Annotated in this window: 15 protein-coding genes; 3 read left to right on the top strand and 12 right to left on the bottom strand. The window is 65.8% G+C overall.

Features of this window, described 5'->3' with window-relative positions; genetic code table 11:
* Positions 1–198: 198 nt before the first annotated feature.
* Positions 199–603 carry an acyl-CoA thioesterase gene (locus GY40_RS04595; RefSeq protein WP_038359016.1) on the bottom strand — a complete coding sequence of 135 codons (405 nt, stop codon included), beginning with the start codon at positions 601–603 and terminating at the stop codon, positions 199–201.
* Between the two features lie 139 nt (positions 604–742).
* Between GY40_RS04595 and GY40_RS04600 the strand changes: the two genes are divergently transcribed.
* Positions 743–1,156 (top strand): VOC family protein, encoded by a 414-nt coding sequence (locus GY40_RS04600; protein ID WP_038359019.1) that lies wholly within the window; start codon positions 743–745, stop codon positions 1,154–1,156.
* On the opposite strand, the gene GY40_RS04605 is transcribed toward GY40_RS04600, so the two are convergent.
* Positions 1,138–2,391, bottom strand: coding sequence for an MFS transporter (locus tag GY40_RS04605; protein WP_038359021.1), 1,254 nt, complete (start codon positions 2,389–2,391; stop codon positions 1,138–1,140). The two genes, GY40_RS04600 and GY40_RS04605, sit on opposite strands and share 19 nt — an antisense overlap.
* A gap of 185 nt (positions 2,392–2,576) precedes the next feature.
* Between GY40_RS04605 and GY40_RS04610 the strand changes: the two genes are divergently transcribed.
* Positions 2,577–3,590 carry a 2-dehydropantoate 2-reductase gene (locus GY40_RS04610; RefSeq protein WP_038360080.1) on the top strand — a complete coding sequence of 338 codons (1,014 nt, stop codon included), beginning with the start codon at positions 2,577–2,579 and terminating at the stop codon, positions 3,588–3,590.
* Between the two features lie 6 nt (positions 3,591–3,596).
* On the opposite strand, the gene GY40_RS04615 is transcribed toward GY40_RS04610, so the two are convergent.
* On the bottom strand, positions 3,597–4,157 hold the full coding sequence (locus GY40_RS04615) for a type 1 glutamine amidotransferase domain-containing protein (RefSeq protein ID WP_038360083.1): 561 nt from the start codon (positions 4,155–4,157) through the stop codon (positions 3,597–3,599).
* 82 nt (positions 4,158–4,239) lie between these two features.
* Positions 4,240–4,527 (bottom strand): HlyU family transcriptional regulator, encoded by a 288-nt coding sequence (locus tag GY40_RS04620; protein WP_038359023.1) that lies wholly within the window; start codon positions 4,525–4,527, stop codon positions 4,240–4,242.
* A 307-nt stretch (positions 4,528–4,834) separates the two neighbouring features.
* On the opposite strand from GY40_RS04620, the gene GY40_RS04625 reads away from it, so the two are divergent.
* Positions 4,835–5,167: a hypothetical protein gene (locus GY40_RS04625; RefSeq protein ID WP_051987511.1), complete on the top strand. Its 333-nt coding sequence runs from the start codon at positions 4,835–4,837 to the stop codon at positions 5,165–5,167.
* Positions 5,168–5,199: 32 nt separating this feature from the next.
* Here the strand turns inward: GY40_RS04625 and GY40_RS04630 are convergent, their stop codons facing one another.
* The 8 genes from GY40_RS04630 to GY40_RS04665 form a co-directional block, all read right to left on the bottom strand.
* On the bottom strand, positions 5,200–5,625 hold the full coding sequence (locus GY40_RS04630) for a secondary thiamine-phosphate synthase enzyme YjbQ (protein ID WP_038359024.1): 426 nt from the start codon (positions 5,623–5,625) through the stop codon (positions 5,200–5,202).
* Between the two features lie 5 nt (positions 5,626–5,630).
* Positions 5,631–6,242 carry a LysE family translocator gene (locus tag GY40_RS04635; RefSeq protein ID WP_038359025.1) on the bottom strand — a complete coding sequence of 204 codons (612 nt, stop codon included), beginning with the start codon at positions 6,240–6,242 and terminating at the stop codon, positions 5,631–5,633.
* Positions 6,243–6,339: 97 nt separating this feature from the next.
* Positions 6,340–6,900, bottom strand: coding sequence for a hypothetical protein (locus GY40_RS04640; RefSeq protein WP_038359027.1), 561 nt, complete (start codon positions 6,898–6,900; stop codon positions 6,340–6,342).
* Positions 6,901–7,094: 194 nt separating this feature from the next.
* On the bottom strand, positions 7,095–7,505 hold the full coding sequence (locus tag GY40_RS04645) for a ribosomal maturation YjgA family protein (RefSeq protein WP_038359029.1): 411 nt from the start codon (positions 7,503–7,505) through the stop codon (positions 7,095–7,097).
* Complete coding sequence (locus GY40_RS04650; RefSeq protein WP_038359032.1) at positions 7,502–8,386, bottom strand: DUF817 domain-containing protein; 885 nt, start codon at positions 8,384–8,386, stop codon at positions 7,502–7,504. Before GY40_RS04650 ends, GY40_RS04645 begins: the two co-directional genes overlap by 4 nt.
* Before the next feature lie 26 nt (positions 8,387–8,412).
* Entirely contained in the window at positions 8,413–10,428 is a 2,016-nt protein-coding gene (rpoD, locus tag GY40_RS04655) for an RNA polymerase sigma factor RpoD (RefSeq protein WP_038359035.1), read from the bottom strand.
* Between the two features lie 203 nt (positions 10,429–10,631).
* Entirely contained in the window at positions 10,632–12,533 is a 1,902-nt protein-coding gene (dnaG, locus tag GY40_RS04660) for a DNA primase (RefSeq protein ID WP_038359041.1), read from the bottom strand.
* A 216-nt stretch (positions 12,534–12,749) separates the two neighbouring features.
* Positions 12,750–13,211 carry a GatB/YqeY domain-containing protein gene (locus tag GY40_RS04665; RefSeq protein WP_038359043.1) on the bottom strand — a complete coding sequence of 154 codons (462 nt, stop codon included), beginning with the start codon at positions 13,209–13,211 and terminating at the stop codon, positions 12,750–12,752.
* Positions 13,212–13,312: the final 101 nt, after the last annotated feature.

Here is a 13,312-nt window from a genome sequence, read left to right on the forward strand (position 1 = left end):
CACAGAATCCGCTGCCCGGCCGGCCGGATGGCCGGTTGGCAGGTAGGCCTTGCGAGATCGGACGGACATGCATCTACCCCGGACCGGTGTTCCGGTCTTGTCGGGGCGCACTATGGCGAAGTGCCTTTTAAGGAACGTTTAAAGTGGATTCTTTTGAATCACCGCGTCCGAGATCAGGTTCATCAGCCGTTAGGATTTTCAATCCGTGCGCGGCACCGGCCGGGGGCGGCCCTCCTCATCGATCGCCACGAAGGTGAAGGTCGCGTCGGTGACCTTTTCGTGCAGCGTCGTCCGGAAGCGCTTGGCCCAGGCCTCGACGTGGATCTTCATCGAGGTCCGGCCGATCGACTCGATTTCCGTATAGACGCTCAGCACGTCGCCGACCTTCACCGGATGGATGAAGGTCATGGCATCGACCGCGACCGTCACCACGCGTCCCTGCGCCCGGTCGACGCCGGCGATGCCGCCGGCCTGGTCCATGCGCGACATCACCCAGCCGCCGAAAATGTCGCCATTCGAGTTGGTGTCGCTCGGCATCGCGATGGTGCGCACGGTCAATTCGCCGCGGGGCTGCTCTTCCGGTGCATCGGCCGCTCGGGTCATGGTCGCTCGTCGCCTTCGTGATGGGGAATCTGTCGGCGATGATGGCGGGCGGGAGCGAGCCCGGCAAGCGGGGCGAGCCTTTACCCCTCGCGCCTTTGCGGGCGAGGATGATCGCGAGGCGTCACGGAGGAGAACGACCATGCCCGGCCAGAAGCCGCTGATCTGCATCTCGCTGCGTTATCTCGACGGCCCGCGCATGGTTGATTGGCTGATCGAGGCCTTCGGCTTCGAGAAGCATGCCGCCTATTATTCGGAGGATGGCAGGACGCTGCTCCATGGCGAATTGCGCATGGGCGACTGCTTCGTCATGCTCGGCTCGTCCGAGGGCAACGAATTCGGCAAGCTCGTCTCGCGCCCGGCCGAGCTCGGCGGCACGACCGCCTCTCCCTATATCGCCACCGACGACATCGACGCCCGTTGCGAGCGCGCCCGCAAGGCCGGCGCCGAGATCTGCATGGAGCCAACAGACCAGCCCTATGGCAGCCGCGACTTCATCTGCAGGGATCCTGAGGGCCATCTCTGGTGCTTCGGCACCTATCGCCCCGCGACCTGAACGCGCTGCTCTGATTGCTGGCGTGTCCGCAGGATCAGCCAGCAGGCGATCGCGAGATTGACCAGGTTCCAGGCCAGCCCGTTGAGGAAGGCCATCCGGTAGGAGCTGAAATAGTCGAAGATCACGCCGGAGAGATAGCCGCCGGCCGCCATGCCGAGCACCGTGAAGGACATGACGAGCCCGATGCGCATCCCGGCCTGCCGCGCCGGCAGGTATTCGCGGATGATGACCGCGTACATCGGCACGATGCCGCCCTGGAACAGGCCGAACAGGGCGCTGACGATGTAGAGCGACGAGAGCCCGTCGAACCAGAGATAGAGGAACAGCGCCACGCCCTGCATCAACGAGCCGATCAGAAGCGTCGCCGTGCCGCCGATGCGGTCGGCCACGAAGCCGGAGCCGACGCGGCTGACGATGCCGAGCAGCATCATCAGCGAGAGCATCTCGGCGCCGCGCGCCACGCCGTAGCCGAGATCGCCGCAATAGGCGACGATATGGACCTGCGGCATCGCCATCGCCACGCAGCAGGCGAAGCCGGCGACGCAGAGCAGGGCCTGGAGCTGATTGGCGCTGAGGCCGAGATCGCCGCGAACGCCGGCGCTATGGACGTCGGCGCTGGCGAGCGTGGCGGCCGTCGGCTGGCGGCGGAAGAACGGCGCCAAGGACAGCATGATGACGAGCGCCGTCACCGCGATGCCGAAATGGGTGACGCGCCAGCCATGATGCGCGAGCCCCCAGTTGATGACCTGGGGCCAGACCACGCCAGCGAGATAGCTGCCCGAGGCGCCGCAGACCACCGCGAGCCCGCGATGCCGGCGGAACCAATGCGACAGGTCGGAGATCAGCGGCGAGAAGCCAGCGGCGCTGCCGATTCCGATCAGGAGCCCATGCGCCGCCGCGAACTGCCAGAGCGAATGCGAGAACCCGGCCGTGGTGTATCCGGCCGCGAGCAGCAGCCCCCCCACCACGATGGGAACCATGATGCCGTAGCGATCGGCGATCCGGCCCATCACGACATTGCCGGCACCGAAGCCGAGCATGGCGCAGGTATAGGGCAGCGTGGCGCCGGAACGCAGCGTATCGAACTCGCCCTGCATCGCCGGCAGCACCACGACGACCGACCAGGAGCCGACGCAGGCGACGGTGCCGACCACCAGCGCGAGCACCAGGCGCAGCCAGGCATAGGGTGAATCGGGCTCGTAGCGCCCGGCATCTCGAAGGGAACCTTGGGTCATGCGTCCTCGATAGCCGGTTCTGATGCGGCCTTGTGGCAGGATTAGCAGCAAGCGCCGGCCGAACAAGCGCAAGCGGCACAGCCCCGCCGCGCGCCGGGTGGAGGTGTCGTACCCGCTGCCTCGGCCCGCGGCTTGACCCCAGCCCATGGCCGCGAACAATGCGCAACGTTCCGGAGCGCCCGACCATGACGAGGATCTGCATCTACGGCGCCGGCTCCATCGGCTGCTATCTCGGCGGGCGCCTTCTCGCCGCCGGCGCCGATACCCGCTTCGTCGGCAGGCCGGCGGCCGGGGCTGCGCTGCGCGAGCACGGCCTCATCGTCACGCACTATGACGGTCGCCGCTGGACCGTTCCGCCGGGCAGCATCGCCTTCGCGACCGAGCCGGAGGGTGCCGCCGGGGCCGATCTCGTCCTGCTCACCGTCAAGTCGGGCGGTACGGCCGCCGCAGCGGCCGAACTGGCTCCGGTCCTCGGTGCCACCGCCACCGTCGTCAGCTTCCAGAACGGCATCGGCAACGGCGATATCCTGCGCGCCGCGCTGAAACAGACGGTGCTCGACGGCATGGTGCCGTTCAACGTCGTCAACCCTGCGCCGGGCCAGTTCCACCAGGCTTCGCAAGGCGACCTCGCCTTGCAGGCAAGCCCGCCGGGGCAGCCCGATCTCTCGGCCTTCGCACAGGCAGGCCTGCCGCTCCTCCGCCACGCCGAGATGGCGCCCGTCCAATGGGCGAAGCTGCTCCTCAACCTCAACAACGCCGTCAACGCGCTCGCGGACAGGCCGCTGCGGGAGGAGCTGTCGCAACGCGATTACCGCCGCTGCCTCGCCTTGGCGCAGCGCGAAGCGCTAGGCCTGCTGCGGCAAGCGGGGATCGTACCGGCGAAGCTGACCCCGCTGCCCGCGAGCTGGCTTCCGATGCTGCTCGGATTGCCGGACGCGATCTTTGCCCGTCTGGCGAAGCGGATGCTCGCCATCGACCCGCAAGCCCGTTCCTCGATGTCGGACGATCTCGCCGCCGCCCGGGCGACCGAGATCGATTGGATCAATGGCGAGATCGTCAGGCTTGCCGGGCGCCTCGGCACCTCTGCGCCCGTCAACGCCCGGCTTTGCGCTCTCATCCGCGCGGCCGAAAAAACGCATCCGCGGCCTCGTTGGACCGCGGATGCGCTTCTGGCGGAACTCGAGGCCGCCGCAGGTTGAGCCGTGTCAGGCTGCCCTGCGCTCATGGCGCCCTTCCCTGACCTCCTCGACGATCTTGGCGACAAAGGCCGGGAGATCGTCGGGCTTGCGCGAGGTGACCACGCCCTTGTCGGTGACGACCTCGCGGTCCTCCCACAAGGCGCCGGCATTGAGCAGATCCTGCTTCAGGGTGGGCCACGATGTGAGCTTGCGCCCCTTGGCGATGCCGGTGTCGATCAGCAGCCAGGGGCCGTGGCAGACGGCCGCGACGATCTTGCCCTGCGCGAAGAATTCCTTGATCAGCGCGAGGGCCTTGTCGTTGCCGCGCAGCGTATCCGGGTTCATCTGCCCGCCCGGCAGCACGATGGCGTCATAGTCCTTGGCGCTGACCTGATCGAGCGTCTTGTCGACCTTGACCGGCGTCCCCCAATCTGTGTGCTTCCAGCCCTTGATCTCGCCGGCCTCGGGCGCGACGACATGCACCGTCGCCCCGGCCTTCTTCAGCTCCGCATGCGGCACGTCGAGCTCGGATTGCTCGAAGCCATGCGTCGCGAGAATCAAAATCGTCTTTCCGGCCAGATTGCTCATGGCGTTCTCCTTCATCTCGGGGTGAGATCAGGAAACCGCTCGGGGCCGGCATCGTTCCCGGAGCCAGCCGCGGCAAAATCGCTCAGCGGAAGATGCGCTCGCCTTCCATGTCGACGATCTGCTGCCCCTTGATCAGGGTGAAATCGGCGGCTTCCGCCTGCCCCGGAAAGCGGTCGGCGCGAACGAAGCGGTGAGTTTTCGTCTCGCCGTCGATCGCCTTCTCGATGATGCCGCAGAGCTGGTACTGCCCGCCTTCCTGATAGGGCGTAGCGTGGATGGTGAAGCCGTTATGCTCGATGCTCTTGACCGGTCCGGCCGGCTTCTCCTCGGCCTGCTTGCCGCCACCGAACAATGTTTTGAAGAAAGACATGGAACCTCCGCACGCGTTGGGCCTGATATAGAGCATTTTCGAGCGAAGTGGGTACCAGCCCGCATGAGGAAAATGCGACGGGGCAGCGAGCCGGGGCAGCTCAACAATTCGGACGAACGCGAAAGCGCCCAGGGCAGGAGACGTGCCGGGGAGAACCTCGTTTGCGCCCGTCGCGAACCGGCCCCCCTGCCCGCCCTCCGGCTTGAACCGCGTCTCGCAGCTTCCCACATCAAATATGTCCAGGGCAGTCGCAAGGCTTCCCGACATGATCCCGCCCAGCGGCCGCTTCCGGACAGGGAGAATGGCCATGACACTCACCAAATCGACACTCCGCAAATTCCTGGTCGTCGCGGGACTGGCCGGCACGCTTCAGGCCTTGCCCGCCCTTGCCCAGCAGCCTGCTCCGCGCGGGCCGCCCTGCGCCGAACGCACCCATATCGTCGAGAAGCTCCAGGAGACCTTCCGCGAGCGCATCGTCGGCAGCGGGCTGGCGGATAGCGGCCTCCTGTTCGAGCTTTATGTCGGACCGGCCGGCACCTGGACGCTGCTCGTCACGACGCCGGGCGGCGTGAGCTGCCTCATCGGTGGCGGCGACTCCTGGGAGCCGCTGCCGACACCGGAAAGCTTCGCGGCGCAATAGATGGCTCGATCGGAGTGTCCGATACGCGAGCCTCAGGTGGACAGGTGCAGCACGATCTCGCGTCGATGCGGGCTCGCCCGGTGCTCGAACAGATAGATGCCCTGCCAGGTGCCGAGCGCGAGGCGCCCGCCCATCACGGGAATCGAGAGCGAAACCGCAGTCAGCGCCGCCTTGATATGTGCCGGCATGTCGTCCGGCCCCTCGGCGCGGTGAACGAGATAGCCCATCGCCGGATCGTCCGCCGACGGCACCAGCCTTCCGAAAAACGCGTCGAGATCGCGCCTGACATCCGGATCGGCGTTTTCCTGGATCAGCAGCGAGCAGGAGGTGTGACGCACGAACAGCGTGAGCAGCCCCTCCGGCTCGCCGTTGGCGCCGACGAAATCCGCCGCCTGCCGGGTGAACTCGTAGAGTCCCGCCCCTTGCGTCGCGATGGTGAGGATCCGCTGGCGGGACATCGCGCTCAACGCTCGGTCAGCGCGAGCTTGGCGCCGAGCGCGACGAAGGCTGCCGCGAAGCTGCGCCTGAGCCAGGCCATCACGGCCGGACGGCTGACGACCTTGTCCCGCATCGCCGCCGCGAAGAGACCATAGAGCGCGAAGACCACAAAGGTCATCGCCATGAACACGCCCGAAAGCTCCAGCATGCGCGCCAGCGGATGCGCCTCCCCGGCCGCGATGAACTGCGGCAGGAAGGCGACGAAGAAGATCGAGAGCTTCGGATTGAGCAGGTTGATGGCAACGCCGTCACGCAGCACGTGCCAGGCCGAGCGCGCATCCGGCTTCGCCTCGACGGTCAGCGCACCATGTTCCTTCAGCGTCTGCCAGGCCATGTAGAGCAGATAGGCGACGCCGGCATATTTCACGACGGCGAAGGCGAGCGCGCTCGCATGCAGCACCGCTGCGATCCCCATCAGCGCCGCGACCAGATGCGGCACGATGCCGAGCGTGCAAGCAAGCGCCGCAATCACGCTCGCCCGCGCGCCGCGCGTGAGGCCGGCGGCGATGGTGTAGAGCGCGCCGGTACCGGGCGATGCGACGATGATCAGCGAGGTGAGCAGGAATTCGATCGACATGAAGGAAAGCCTCCCGAACGGCGTGCCGGTCCAGCAAGCCTCCTTGCGCCGCTGAGATCAAGCTCTCTTGCGCGGAAATACGGCTCGATACGACCCACTAGCGCGCCTGCCAGAAATAGAGCTGGCCGCCATGCCTGTTGCCGGCCAGCCTGTCCTCCTGGGCGACGATCGTGGTGCCGTCGAACAGGTCCCAATGGTCGCCATTCGTCCATTGGAAGAACAGGAAGGAGTGTTTCTTGTCGCCGCTCGTCTGGTAGCAGTTCTCCAGATAGAGCACGCCCTTCCGGCCGAGCACCTTGGGGGTGACGTCCTTGCAGACGCCCTCGATATCGGCCGGGCCGAAGGCCCGCTGGACGCGCGGCAGCAGTTCCGAAGCGCGGATGAAGAACAGCTGGCTGAGCCCGCCGAGCGGCCGCCCCGAGCTGGGCAGCACGCCCGGCTGCGGCCCGCCTGCCAGCGGCGGAGCGCCCTGGAAGGATGTCTTGAGATCCGCATTCATAATGGTCTGGATCGTCGCATCGTCCTGCGACGGCGTCAGGCGCAGCGTATAGCCCATACAGATGGCGCAGCGATTGGTGGCATCGCCGATCGCGTTCTTGGCCCAGGGTCGGATCGTGGCAAAGCGCTCGGCAAGGGCGTCGTAGGCGAATGGCAGCATGAAATCTCCGAAATAGACGAAGAATAAGCGGCTTGGAGCACGCGGCCGGTCATTTGGCGCGCCAACCGTGAAGCTGGCGGGCGCTGGAGCTGGAGACATCCTTCATTCGTGGGAGAGCGGTCGCTGCTGCCGGTCCCCCCGAGGGAAATCCCATCCAAACGGCGCCCCTAGTAGGACCGTGCTGGAAGCCAGATTCAGTCGGCTCGTGTCTCGTTCAAACGAGACACGAGCCGATCCGCGCCGACTGAGATTGCAATGCCGACAAGATAGGCCGCGATATCAGCCCAGGCGAAAAACCTGCCGATCAGCAGAACGCCCAACCGCGTCTGCCGGAAGCCGTCGAGCCATGGCGTGTGCCAGAGCTGGCTGAGTTCAACGCTCACGGCAATGCAGGCCGCCACGAGCGCCACCCCGGATACCTGCCATCGCGGGCGCATGAACCCGACAAGGCAATAGACCATCGCGCCCCATAGCAGCGATCCCAGATACTTGCCGACAAGAGGCCCCCAATCGATGCCGGGCAGACGCGTGGTGAGACCGATCCCGATCACGAGGGCAGTCGCGATCGCCAGTCCGGTCCTTCGACCTCGAAACCAGGATCTCATGTCCGCTCGAATGGCTGCGGACGGTTCACGAGCGTCACCAGCGTGTAGCTGATGATCAATAGCAGGAACCATGATCCGAGCTTGGCCAGCGACACCATCGACCAGCTCTGCAATTGCGACGGGTAAAGCCAGGTCCGCGTGAAGGTTCCGATGTTTTCGGAGAACCAGATGAACACGGCGACCAGGAAAAGCCCCAGCAGGAGCGGCATCGAGCGATGCACGCGCCAGACCTTGAAGTAGACCCAGGTCCGCGCGAACAGAAGGCCGGCTATCGCGAACAGCCCGATGCGCATATCGGCGATGTAGTGATGCGCAAAGAAATTGGCGTAGATCAGCAGGCTGACGCCGATCAGTGCCCATCCCGGCGGATGATGCGAGAATCGGAAGTCAAACAGACGCCAGACCCGGCAGAGATAGCTGCCGATGCAGGCGTACATGAAGCCTGTGAACAGCGGCACGCCGCCGATCCGGAAGAAGCTCGACTCGGGATAGATCCACGAACCGACGCTGGTCTTGAAGATCTCCATTGCCGTGCCGACGACATGGTAGATCAGGATGACCTTGGCCTCATCGAGCGTCTCGAGCCGCGTCAGGATCAGCGCAAACTGGATCGCCAGCATGCTGAGGAACAGGAAGTCGTAGCGCGCCAGGGCCGCGTCGCGCGGGTAGAAGAGATAGGTCGCGATCAGCAGGAAGACGACGAGGCCGCCGAACAGGCAGGCCCAGGCCTGTTTCATACCGAAACGGACAAATTCGTAGAAGCCGGAGACGAACGGGCGCCTCGCCGCGCGCTTCCCGAGCCGCTGTTCGAAATCGATGAACCCCGCTAGCAGCGGCCATTCAGCCGCAGCGCTGTCCGCAGGGACACGCGGTCTGGACATCGCCTCGCGTGCCCCTGCGAAACAGATCAGTTATCGAGGAAGCTCCTGAGCTTCCGCGACCGGCTCGGATGCTTCAGCTTGCGCAGCGCCTTCGCCTCGATCTGGCGGATGCGCTCGCGGGTAACGCTGAACTGCTGGCCGACCTCTTCGAGAGTGTGGTCGGTGTTCATGCCGATGCCGAAGCGCATGCGCAGCACGCGCTCCTCGCGCGGGGTGAGCGAGGCCAGCACGCGGGTCGTCGTCTCGCGCAGGTTCGACTGGATCGCCGCGTCGATCGGCAGGATCGCGTTCTTGTCCTCGATGAAGTCGCCGAGATGCGAATCCTCCTCGTCGCCGATCGGCGTCTCAAGGGAGATCGGCTCCTTGGCGATCTTCAGGACCTTGCGGACCTTCTCCAGCGGCATGGCCAGCTTCTCGGCCAGCTCCTCCGGGGTCGGCTCGCGGCCGATCTCGTGCAGCATCTGGCGCGAGGTCCGCACGATCTTGTTGATCGTCTCGATCATATGGACGGGGATGCGGATCGTGCGGGCCTGGTCGGCGATCGAGCGGGTGATCGCCTGCCGGATCCACCAGGTCGCGTAGGTCGAGAACTTGTAGCCCCGGCGGTACTCGAACTTGTCGACCGCCTTCATCAGGCCGATATTGCCTTCCTGGATCAGGTCGAGGAACTGCAGGCCGCGGTTCGTGTACTTCTTGGCGATCGAGATCACGAGGCGCAGATTGGCCTCGATCATCTCCTTCTTGGCCTGACGGGCCTCGCGCTCGCCCTTCTGGACCATCAGCACGATCTTGCGGAATTCCTGGATCTCCAGGCCGGTCTCGGAGGCGAGCGTGTGCACCTCCTCGCGCAGCTGCTTGATCCGCTCCAGCTCCGCCGCGACGAATTCCTTCCAGCCGCGCGAGCCCAGCTTGGAGACGCGCAGCACCCATTTCGGATCGAGCTCGCCGCCGACATGCTGCTTGAGGAAGTCCTCGCGGCCGACGCCATAGCTCTCGGCGAGGCGCAGCAGGCGCGTCTCATGGCCGATCAGGCGCTTGTTGATGTCGTAGAGCTGCTCGACCAGCGCCTCGATGCGGTTATTGTTCAGCGAGAGCGACTTCACCGCGGTGATGATGTCGTCCTTGAGCTTCTTGTATTTGCGGTCCTGCGAGGGCGAGAGCTTGGTGTTCTCCAGCCGGTTGGCGATGTCCTGGTCCTGCAGGCGGCGCAGCTTCTTGTAGTCGTCGGCGATGGCGTTGAAGGTCTCGAGCACGCGCGGCTTGAGCTCGGCTTCCATGGCCGAGAGCGAGACGTTGTTCTCGAGGTCGTCGTCGTCCATCTCCGGCGGGGTCTCGCCCTCCGGAGTCTCGGCCGGCTCAGCTTCCTCGGCGCCTTCCTCGCCCGCGATCGCGTCGGGATTCTTCCCGTCGGGGCCGGCATAGGTCGCCTCGAGGTCGATGATGTCGCGCAGCAGAACCTTGCCGTCGACGAGCTCGTCGCGCCAGATGATGATGGCCTGGAAGGTGAGCGGGCTCTCGCAGAGCCCGGCGATCATCGCCTCGCGGCCGGCCTCGATGCGCTTGGCGATGGCGATCTCGCCCTCGCGCGACAAAAGCTCCACCGAGCCCATCTCGCGCAGATACATCCGCACCGGATCGTCGGTGCGCTCGCTCGGCTCGAGATTGCGCTTGGTCTCGGTCGGCAGGGTCTGGCGCGAGGCCTCGACCAGATCACCACCCTCGACCTCGTCCTCGTCGGCGGCCGCGTTCTCCTTGCGGTTGGCGCGCTCCTCGCCGGCGGCTTCCGGATCCTCGTTGTCGACGACGTTGATGCCCTGCTCGCTGAGCTGGCCGAGCACGTCCTCGATCTGCTCGGAGGAGAATTCCTCGGAAGGCAGAACCTCGTTCAGTTCGTCATAGGTGACATAGCCGCGCTTCTTCGCGAGCTTGATCATCCGCCGGACGGCCTGATCGGTCAGATCGAGCAACGGTCCGTCGGTAGTCGGGGGGGCGTCCGGCACGACCTGATCGGTCTTTTCCCGTTCGCTCGCTTTCGTCGCCATCAATCAGCGCTCCGCACTCTCGCGCCGGCCCTGGAACCACGAGCTCCATACCGACGCATAAAAGGGCGGCGCGACCGCAGGCCCGGCGCGCTCACCCACCCAAATCACTTGACGGCAGATGGCACCAAACGTCGTTGACGAATCGTGAACCACCCGCCAGCTTGCACGCGCATCGACAATGCGTCCGCCATTCGCTGGGTTGATCAATCTCCGGACATGGCCTCGGTGCCTTCGATCGTATCGAGGCGGGCCTTCACGTCCTTGATCCAGGCAAAATTGGCTTCGGTCGCTTCGTCAGCCAATGCGCGCTCGGCTGCTCTCAACTCGCTATTTAGCGTTCGTGCGCGCTGATGCAAGACGATGGCCTGATGAATCGAGTCGAAAACCGATTCAGGATCAGCGTCTTGCACCAGTTTTCGCCGTTCGGCCGGTCCGGTCACCGCCATGAGCTGGCTGTGAGCCTCCTTGACCCGCGGCTGGGCGAACCGATTCGCGAGCGTCTCCCGGTCGAGGCCGTCCTCCTGCACCGCATCGAGCAGCGCCTGCCGGAAGCGCTCGGCCGCCGGCCCGTCGAGTGAAAGCTCCGCGATCTCGTCGACGCAGCGCAGGATGAGCCCGGGGTGGCTCGCAAGCGCCAGCAGGATGAAGGCCTCGCGCGAATCCTCCCCACGCAGCTTCGTCACGAGCCGCGACTGCGTCAGCGCGCTCGACGCCTTCAGCGGTCCGGCCAGCCAGGGCGGCACCTGCCGAAAACCGCCGCGGCCTGGCCCCGCCCCGCCGCGTCCGCGCTGGAAATGGCCATCGCGTCCGCCGCGCTCCGGTCGCGCCGGTGCCGAACTGGCGAAGAGCTGGGCCAGCCGCTCATCCATCTCGCGGCGATAATGCTTGCGCGTGGTCTCGTCGCGGATCTGCCCGAGCGGCTCCTTCAGCCGGCGCTCGAAGGCGGCGCGGCGCTCTGGGGTATCGAGCGGCCCGGCCTCGACCTCGCGCTGCCAGAGCATGTCGACCAGCGGCCGCGCCGCCGCGACCACCTCGGCGATGGCCTGCCGTCCACCCGAGCGGGCGAGATCGTCCGGGTCCTGCCCGTCCGGCAGCAGCGCGAAGGACAGCGACTTGCCGGGTTCGAGCAGCGGCAGCGCGATATCGATCGCCCGGCTCGCGGCCCTGCGGCCGGCCTTGTCGCCGTCGAGGCAGATCACCGGCTCGTCGGCCATACGCCAGAGCAGGCCGAGCTGGTCCTCGGTCAGCGCCGTGCCGAGCGGCGCCACCGTCTGCGGAAACCCTGAGAGCGACATGGCGATGACGTCGACATAGCCCTCGACCACGATCACCTGCCCGGTGTCGTGCGATGCCTTGCGGGCGTTGTGATGGTTGAACAGCAGCGAGCCCTTGTGGAAGAGCGGCGTCTCCGGCGAGTTCAGGTATTTCGCCGCGACCTCCGCGCTCATCGCCCGCCCGCCGAAGGCGATGACCCGCCCGCGCGAATCGTGGATCGGAAACATCACCCGGTCGCGGAAGCGGTCATAGGGCACGGCGATCTCCTCGCCATGCACCAGCAACCCCGCCTCCATCATCAGTTCGGCCGGGACGCCCTTGCCGGCGAGATGGTCCCGCAGCGCGAAGCGATCGGCCGGACCGTAGCCGAGGCGGAAGCGCGTGCGCGCCTCGCCGTCGAGCCCGCGCGAGGCGAGATAGCGCCGCGCCGCGCCGCCGCGCTCGCCCATCAATTCGGCCTCGAAGAACTGCGCCGCCAGCTCCACGACCTCGTGCAGCCCCTTGCGCTTCTCCTCCTGGACCTGCGCTTCCGCCGTGATCTTCGGCAGGACGACGCCGGCCTCGGCCGCGAGTTTCTCGACCGCCTCCGGGAAGGAAAGCCCCTCGGTCTCCATCACGAACTTGAAGATGTCTCCGTTCTTGCCGGAGGAGAAATCGAAGAAGGAGGCCTTCTGATCATTCACGAAGAAGGAGGGCGTCTTCTCCGCGTTGAAGGGCGAGAGCCCCTTCCACTCGCGCCCTGCCTTCTGCAGGCGCACGCGTTTGCCCACGACCGCCGAGACAGGCAGCCGCGCCTTGATCTCCTCAAGGACGGAGGGCGGGAACTTCATGTTGTCTGATGTGGCCCCTAAGCGATGGAAAGCCAACCTCGAACATCGCTTCGACAGAGCTTGTCGGGAATATCCACAAGGGGAGGCAGCCAGGCAGGCTCGTCATTCTCGAGCGAAGCGAAGCGCAGACCCGAGAATCTCATGACCAGAGGACGCAGGTTTCCAAGATGCTCGGGTCAAGCCCGAGCATGACAGCCTTCGTTACCCGATAGCGGCTCAGCCGCCGAGCGCAGCCTTCACCATCGGACTGACCTTGCCGAAATCCATCTGGCCGGCGTAAGTCCCGCGCAGGATGCCGATGACCTTGCCCATATCCTTGACGGCGGTCGCGCCGCTCTCGGTGATGGCCTTGTCGATCGCAGCCTTCACCTCGTCGTCCGACATCTGCTTGGGCAAATAGGAGGAGATCACCGCGACCTCGACGCGCTCGCCATCAGCCAGCTCGGGGCGGTTGTTTGCGTCGTAGATCGCGATCGATTCCTGGCGCTGCTTGATCATCTTCTGCAGCACGCCGAGGATCTCGTCGGCGGTGGCCTCGCCCTTGCCGGCGCCGCGCGCCTCGATGTCCTTTTCCTTGAGCGCCGCCTGGATGAGGCGGATCGCGCCGACCTTGCCCTTCTCGCCGGCCTTCATCGCTTCCTTCAGATCGCTGGTGAAGCGCTCGCGGAGGCTCGTCATTGCGTTGTTCCTTTTTCTCTTGTGCGGGCTGCGCCAAGCTTCATTGACGGGCAGCGCCCGGCTCTTTAAGGCTCGCGTTCCAGACCGGCGGAGTGGATTTC

The organism is Allobosea sp. UNC402CLCol, assembly GCF_000745475.1.
In the GTDB taxonomy this organism is placed as follows: domain Bacteria; phylum Pseudomonadota; class Alphaproteobacteria; order Rhizobiales; family Beijerinckiaceae; genus Allobosea; species Allobosea spartocytisi.

Excerpts from the sequence above, each read along its gene's own strand:
- GY40_RS04595 (WP_038359016.1), bottom strand. The coding sequence starts at position 603 with ATGACCCGAGCGGCCGATGCACCGGAAGAGCAGCCCCGCGGCGAATTG.
- GY40_RS04600 (WP_038359019.1), top strand. The coding sequence starts at position 743 with ATGCCCGGCCAGAAGCCGCTGATCTGCATCTCGCTGCGTTATCTCGAC.
- GY40_RS04605 (WP_038359021.1), bottom strand. The coding sequence starts at position 2,391 with ATGACCCAAGGTTCCCTTCGAGATGCCGGGCGCTACGAGCCCGATTCA.
- GY40_RS04610 (WP_038360080.1), top strand. The coding sequence starts at position 2,577 with ATGACGAGGATCTGCATCTACGGCGCCGGCTCCATCGGCTGCTATCTC.
- GY40_RS04615 (WP_038360083.1), bottom strand. The coding sequence starts at position 4,157 with ATGAGCAATCTGGCCGGAAAGACGATTTTGATTCTCGCGACGCATGGC.
- GY40_RS04620 (WP_038359023.1), bottom strand. The coding sequence starts at position 4,527 with ATGTCTTTCTTCAAAACATTGTTCGGTGGCGGCAAGCAGGCCGAGGAG.
- GY40_RS04625 (WP_051987511.1), top strand. The coding sequence starts at position 4,835 with ATGACACTCACCAAATCGACACTCCGCAAATTCCTGGTCGTCGCGGGA.
- GY40_RS04630 (WP_038359024.1), bottom strand. The coding sequence starts at position 5,625 with ATGTCCCGCCAGCGGATCCTCACCATCGCGACGCAAGGGGCGGGACTC.
- GY40_RS04635 (WP_038359025.1), bottom strand. The coding sequence starts at position 6,242 with ATGTCGATCGAATTCCTGCTCACCTCGCTGATCATCGTCGCATCGCCC.
- GY40_RS04640 (WP_038359027.1), bottom strand. The coding sequence starts at position 6,900 with ATGCTGCCATTCGCCTACGACGCCCTTGCCGAGCGCTTTGCCACGATC.
- GY40_RS04645 (WP_038359029.1), bottom strand. The coding sequence starts at position 7,505 with ATGAGATCCTGGTTTCGAGGTCGAAGGACCGGACTGGCGATCGCGACT.
- GY40_RS04650 (WP_038359032.1), bottom strand. The coding sequence starts at position 8,386 with ATGTCCAGACCGCGTGTCCCTGCGGACAGCGCTGCGGCTGAATGGCCG.
- rpoD (WP_038359035.1), bottom strand. The coding sequence starts at position 10,428 with ATGGCGACGAAAGCGAGCGAACGGGAAAAGACCGATCAGGTCGTGCCG.
- dnaG (WP_038359041.1), bottom strand. The coding sequence starts at position 12,533 with ATGAAGTTCCCGCCCTCCGTCCTTGAGGAGATCAAGGCGCGGCTGCCT.
- GY40_RS04665 (WP_038359043.1), bottom strand. The coding sequence starts at position 13,211 with ATGACGAGCCTCCGCGAGCGCTTCACCAGCGATCTGAAGGAAGCGATG.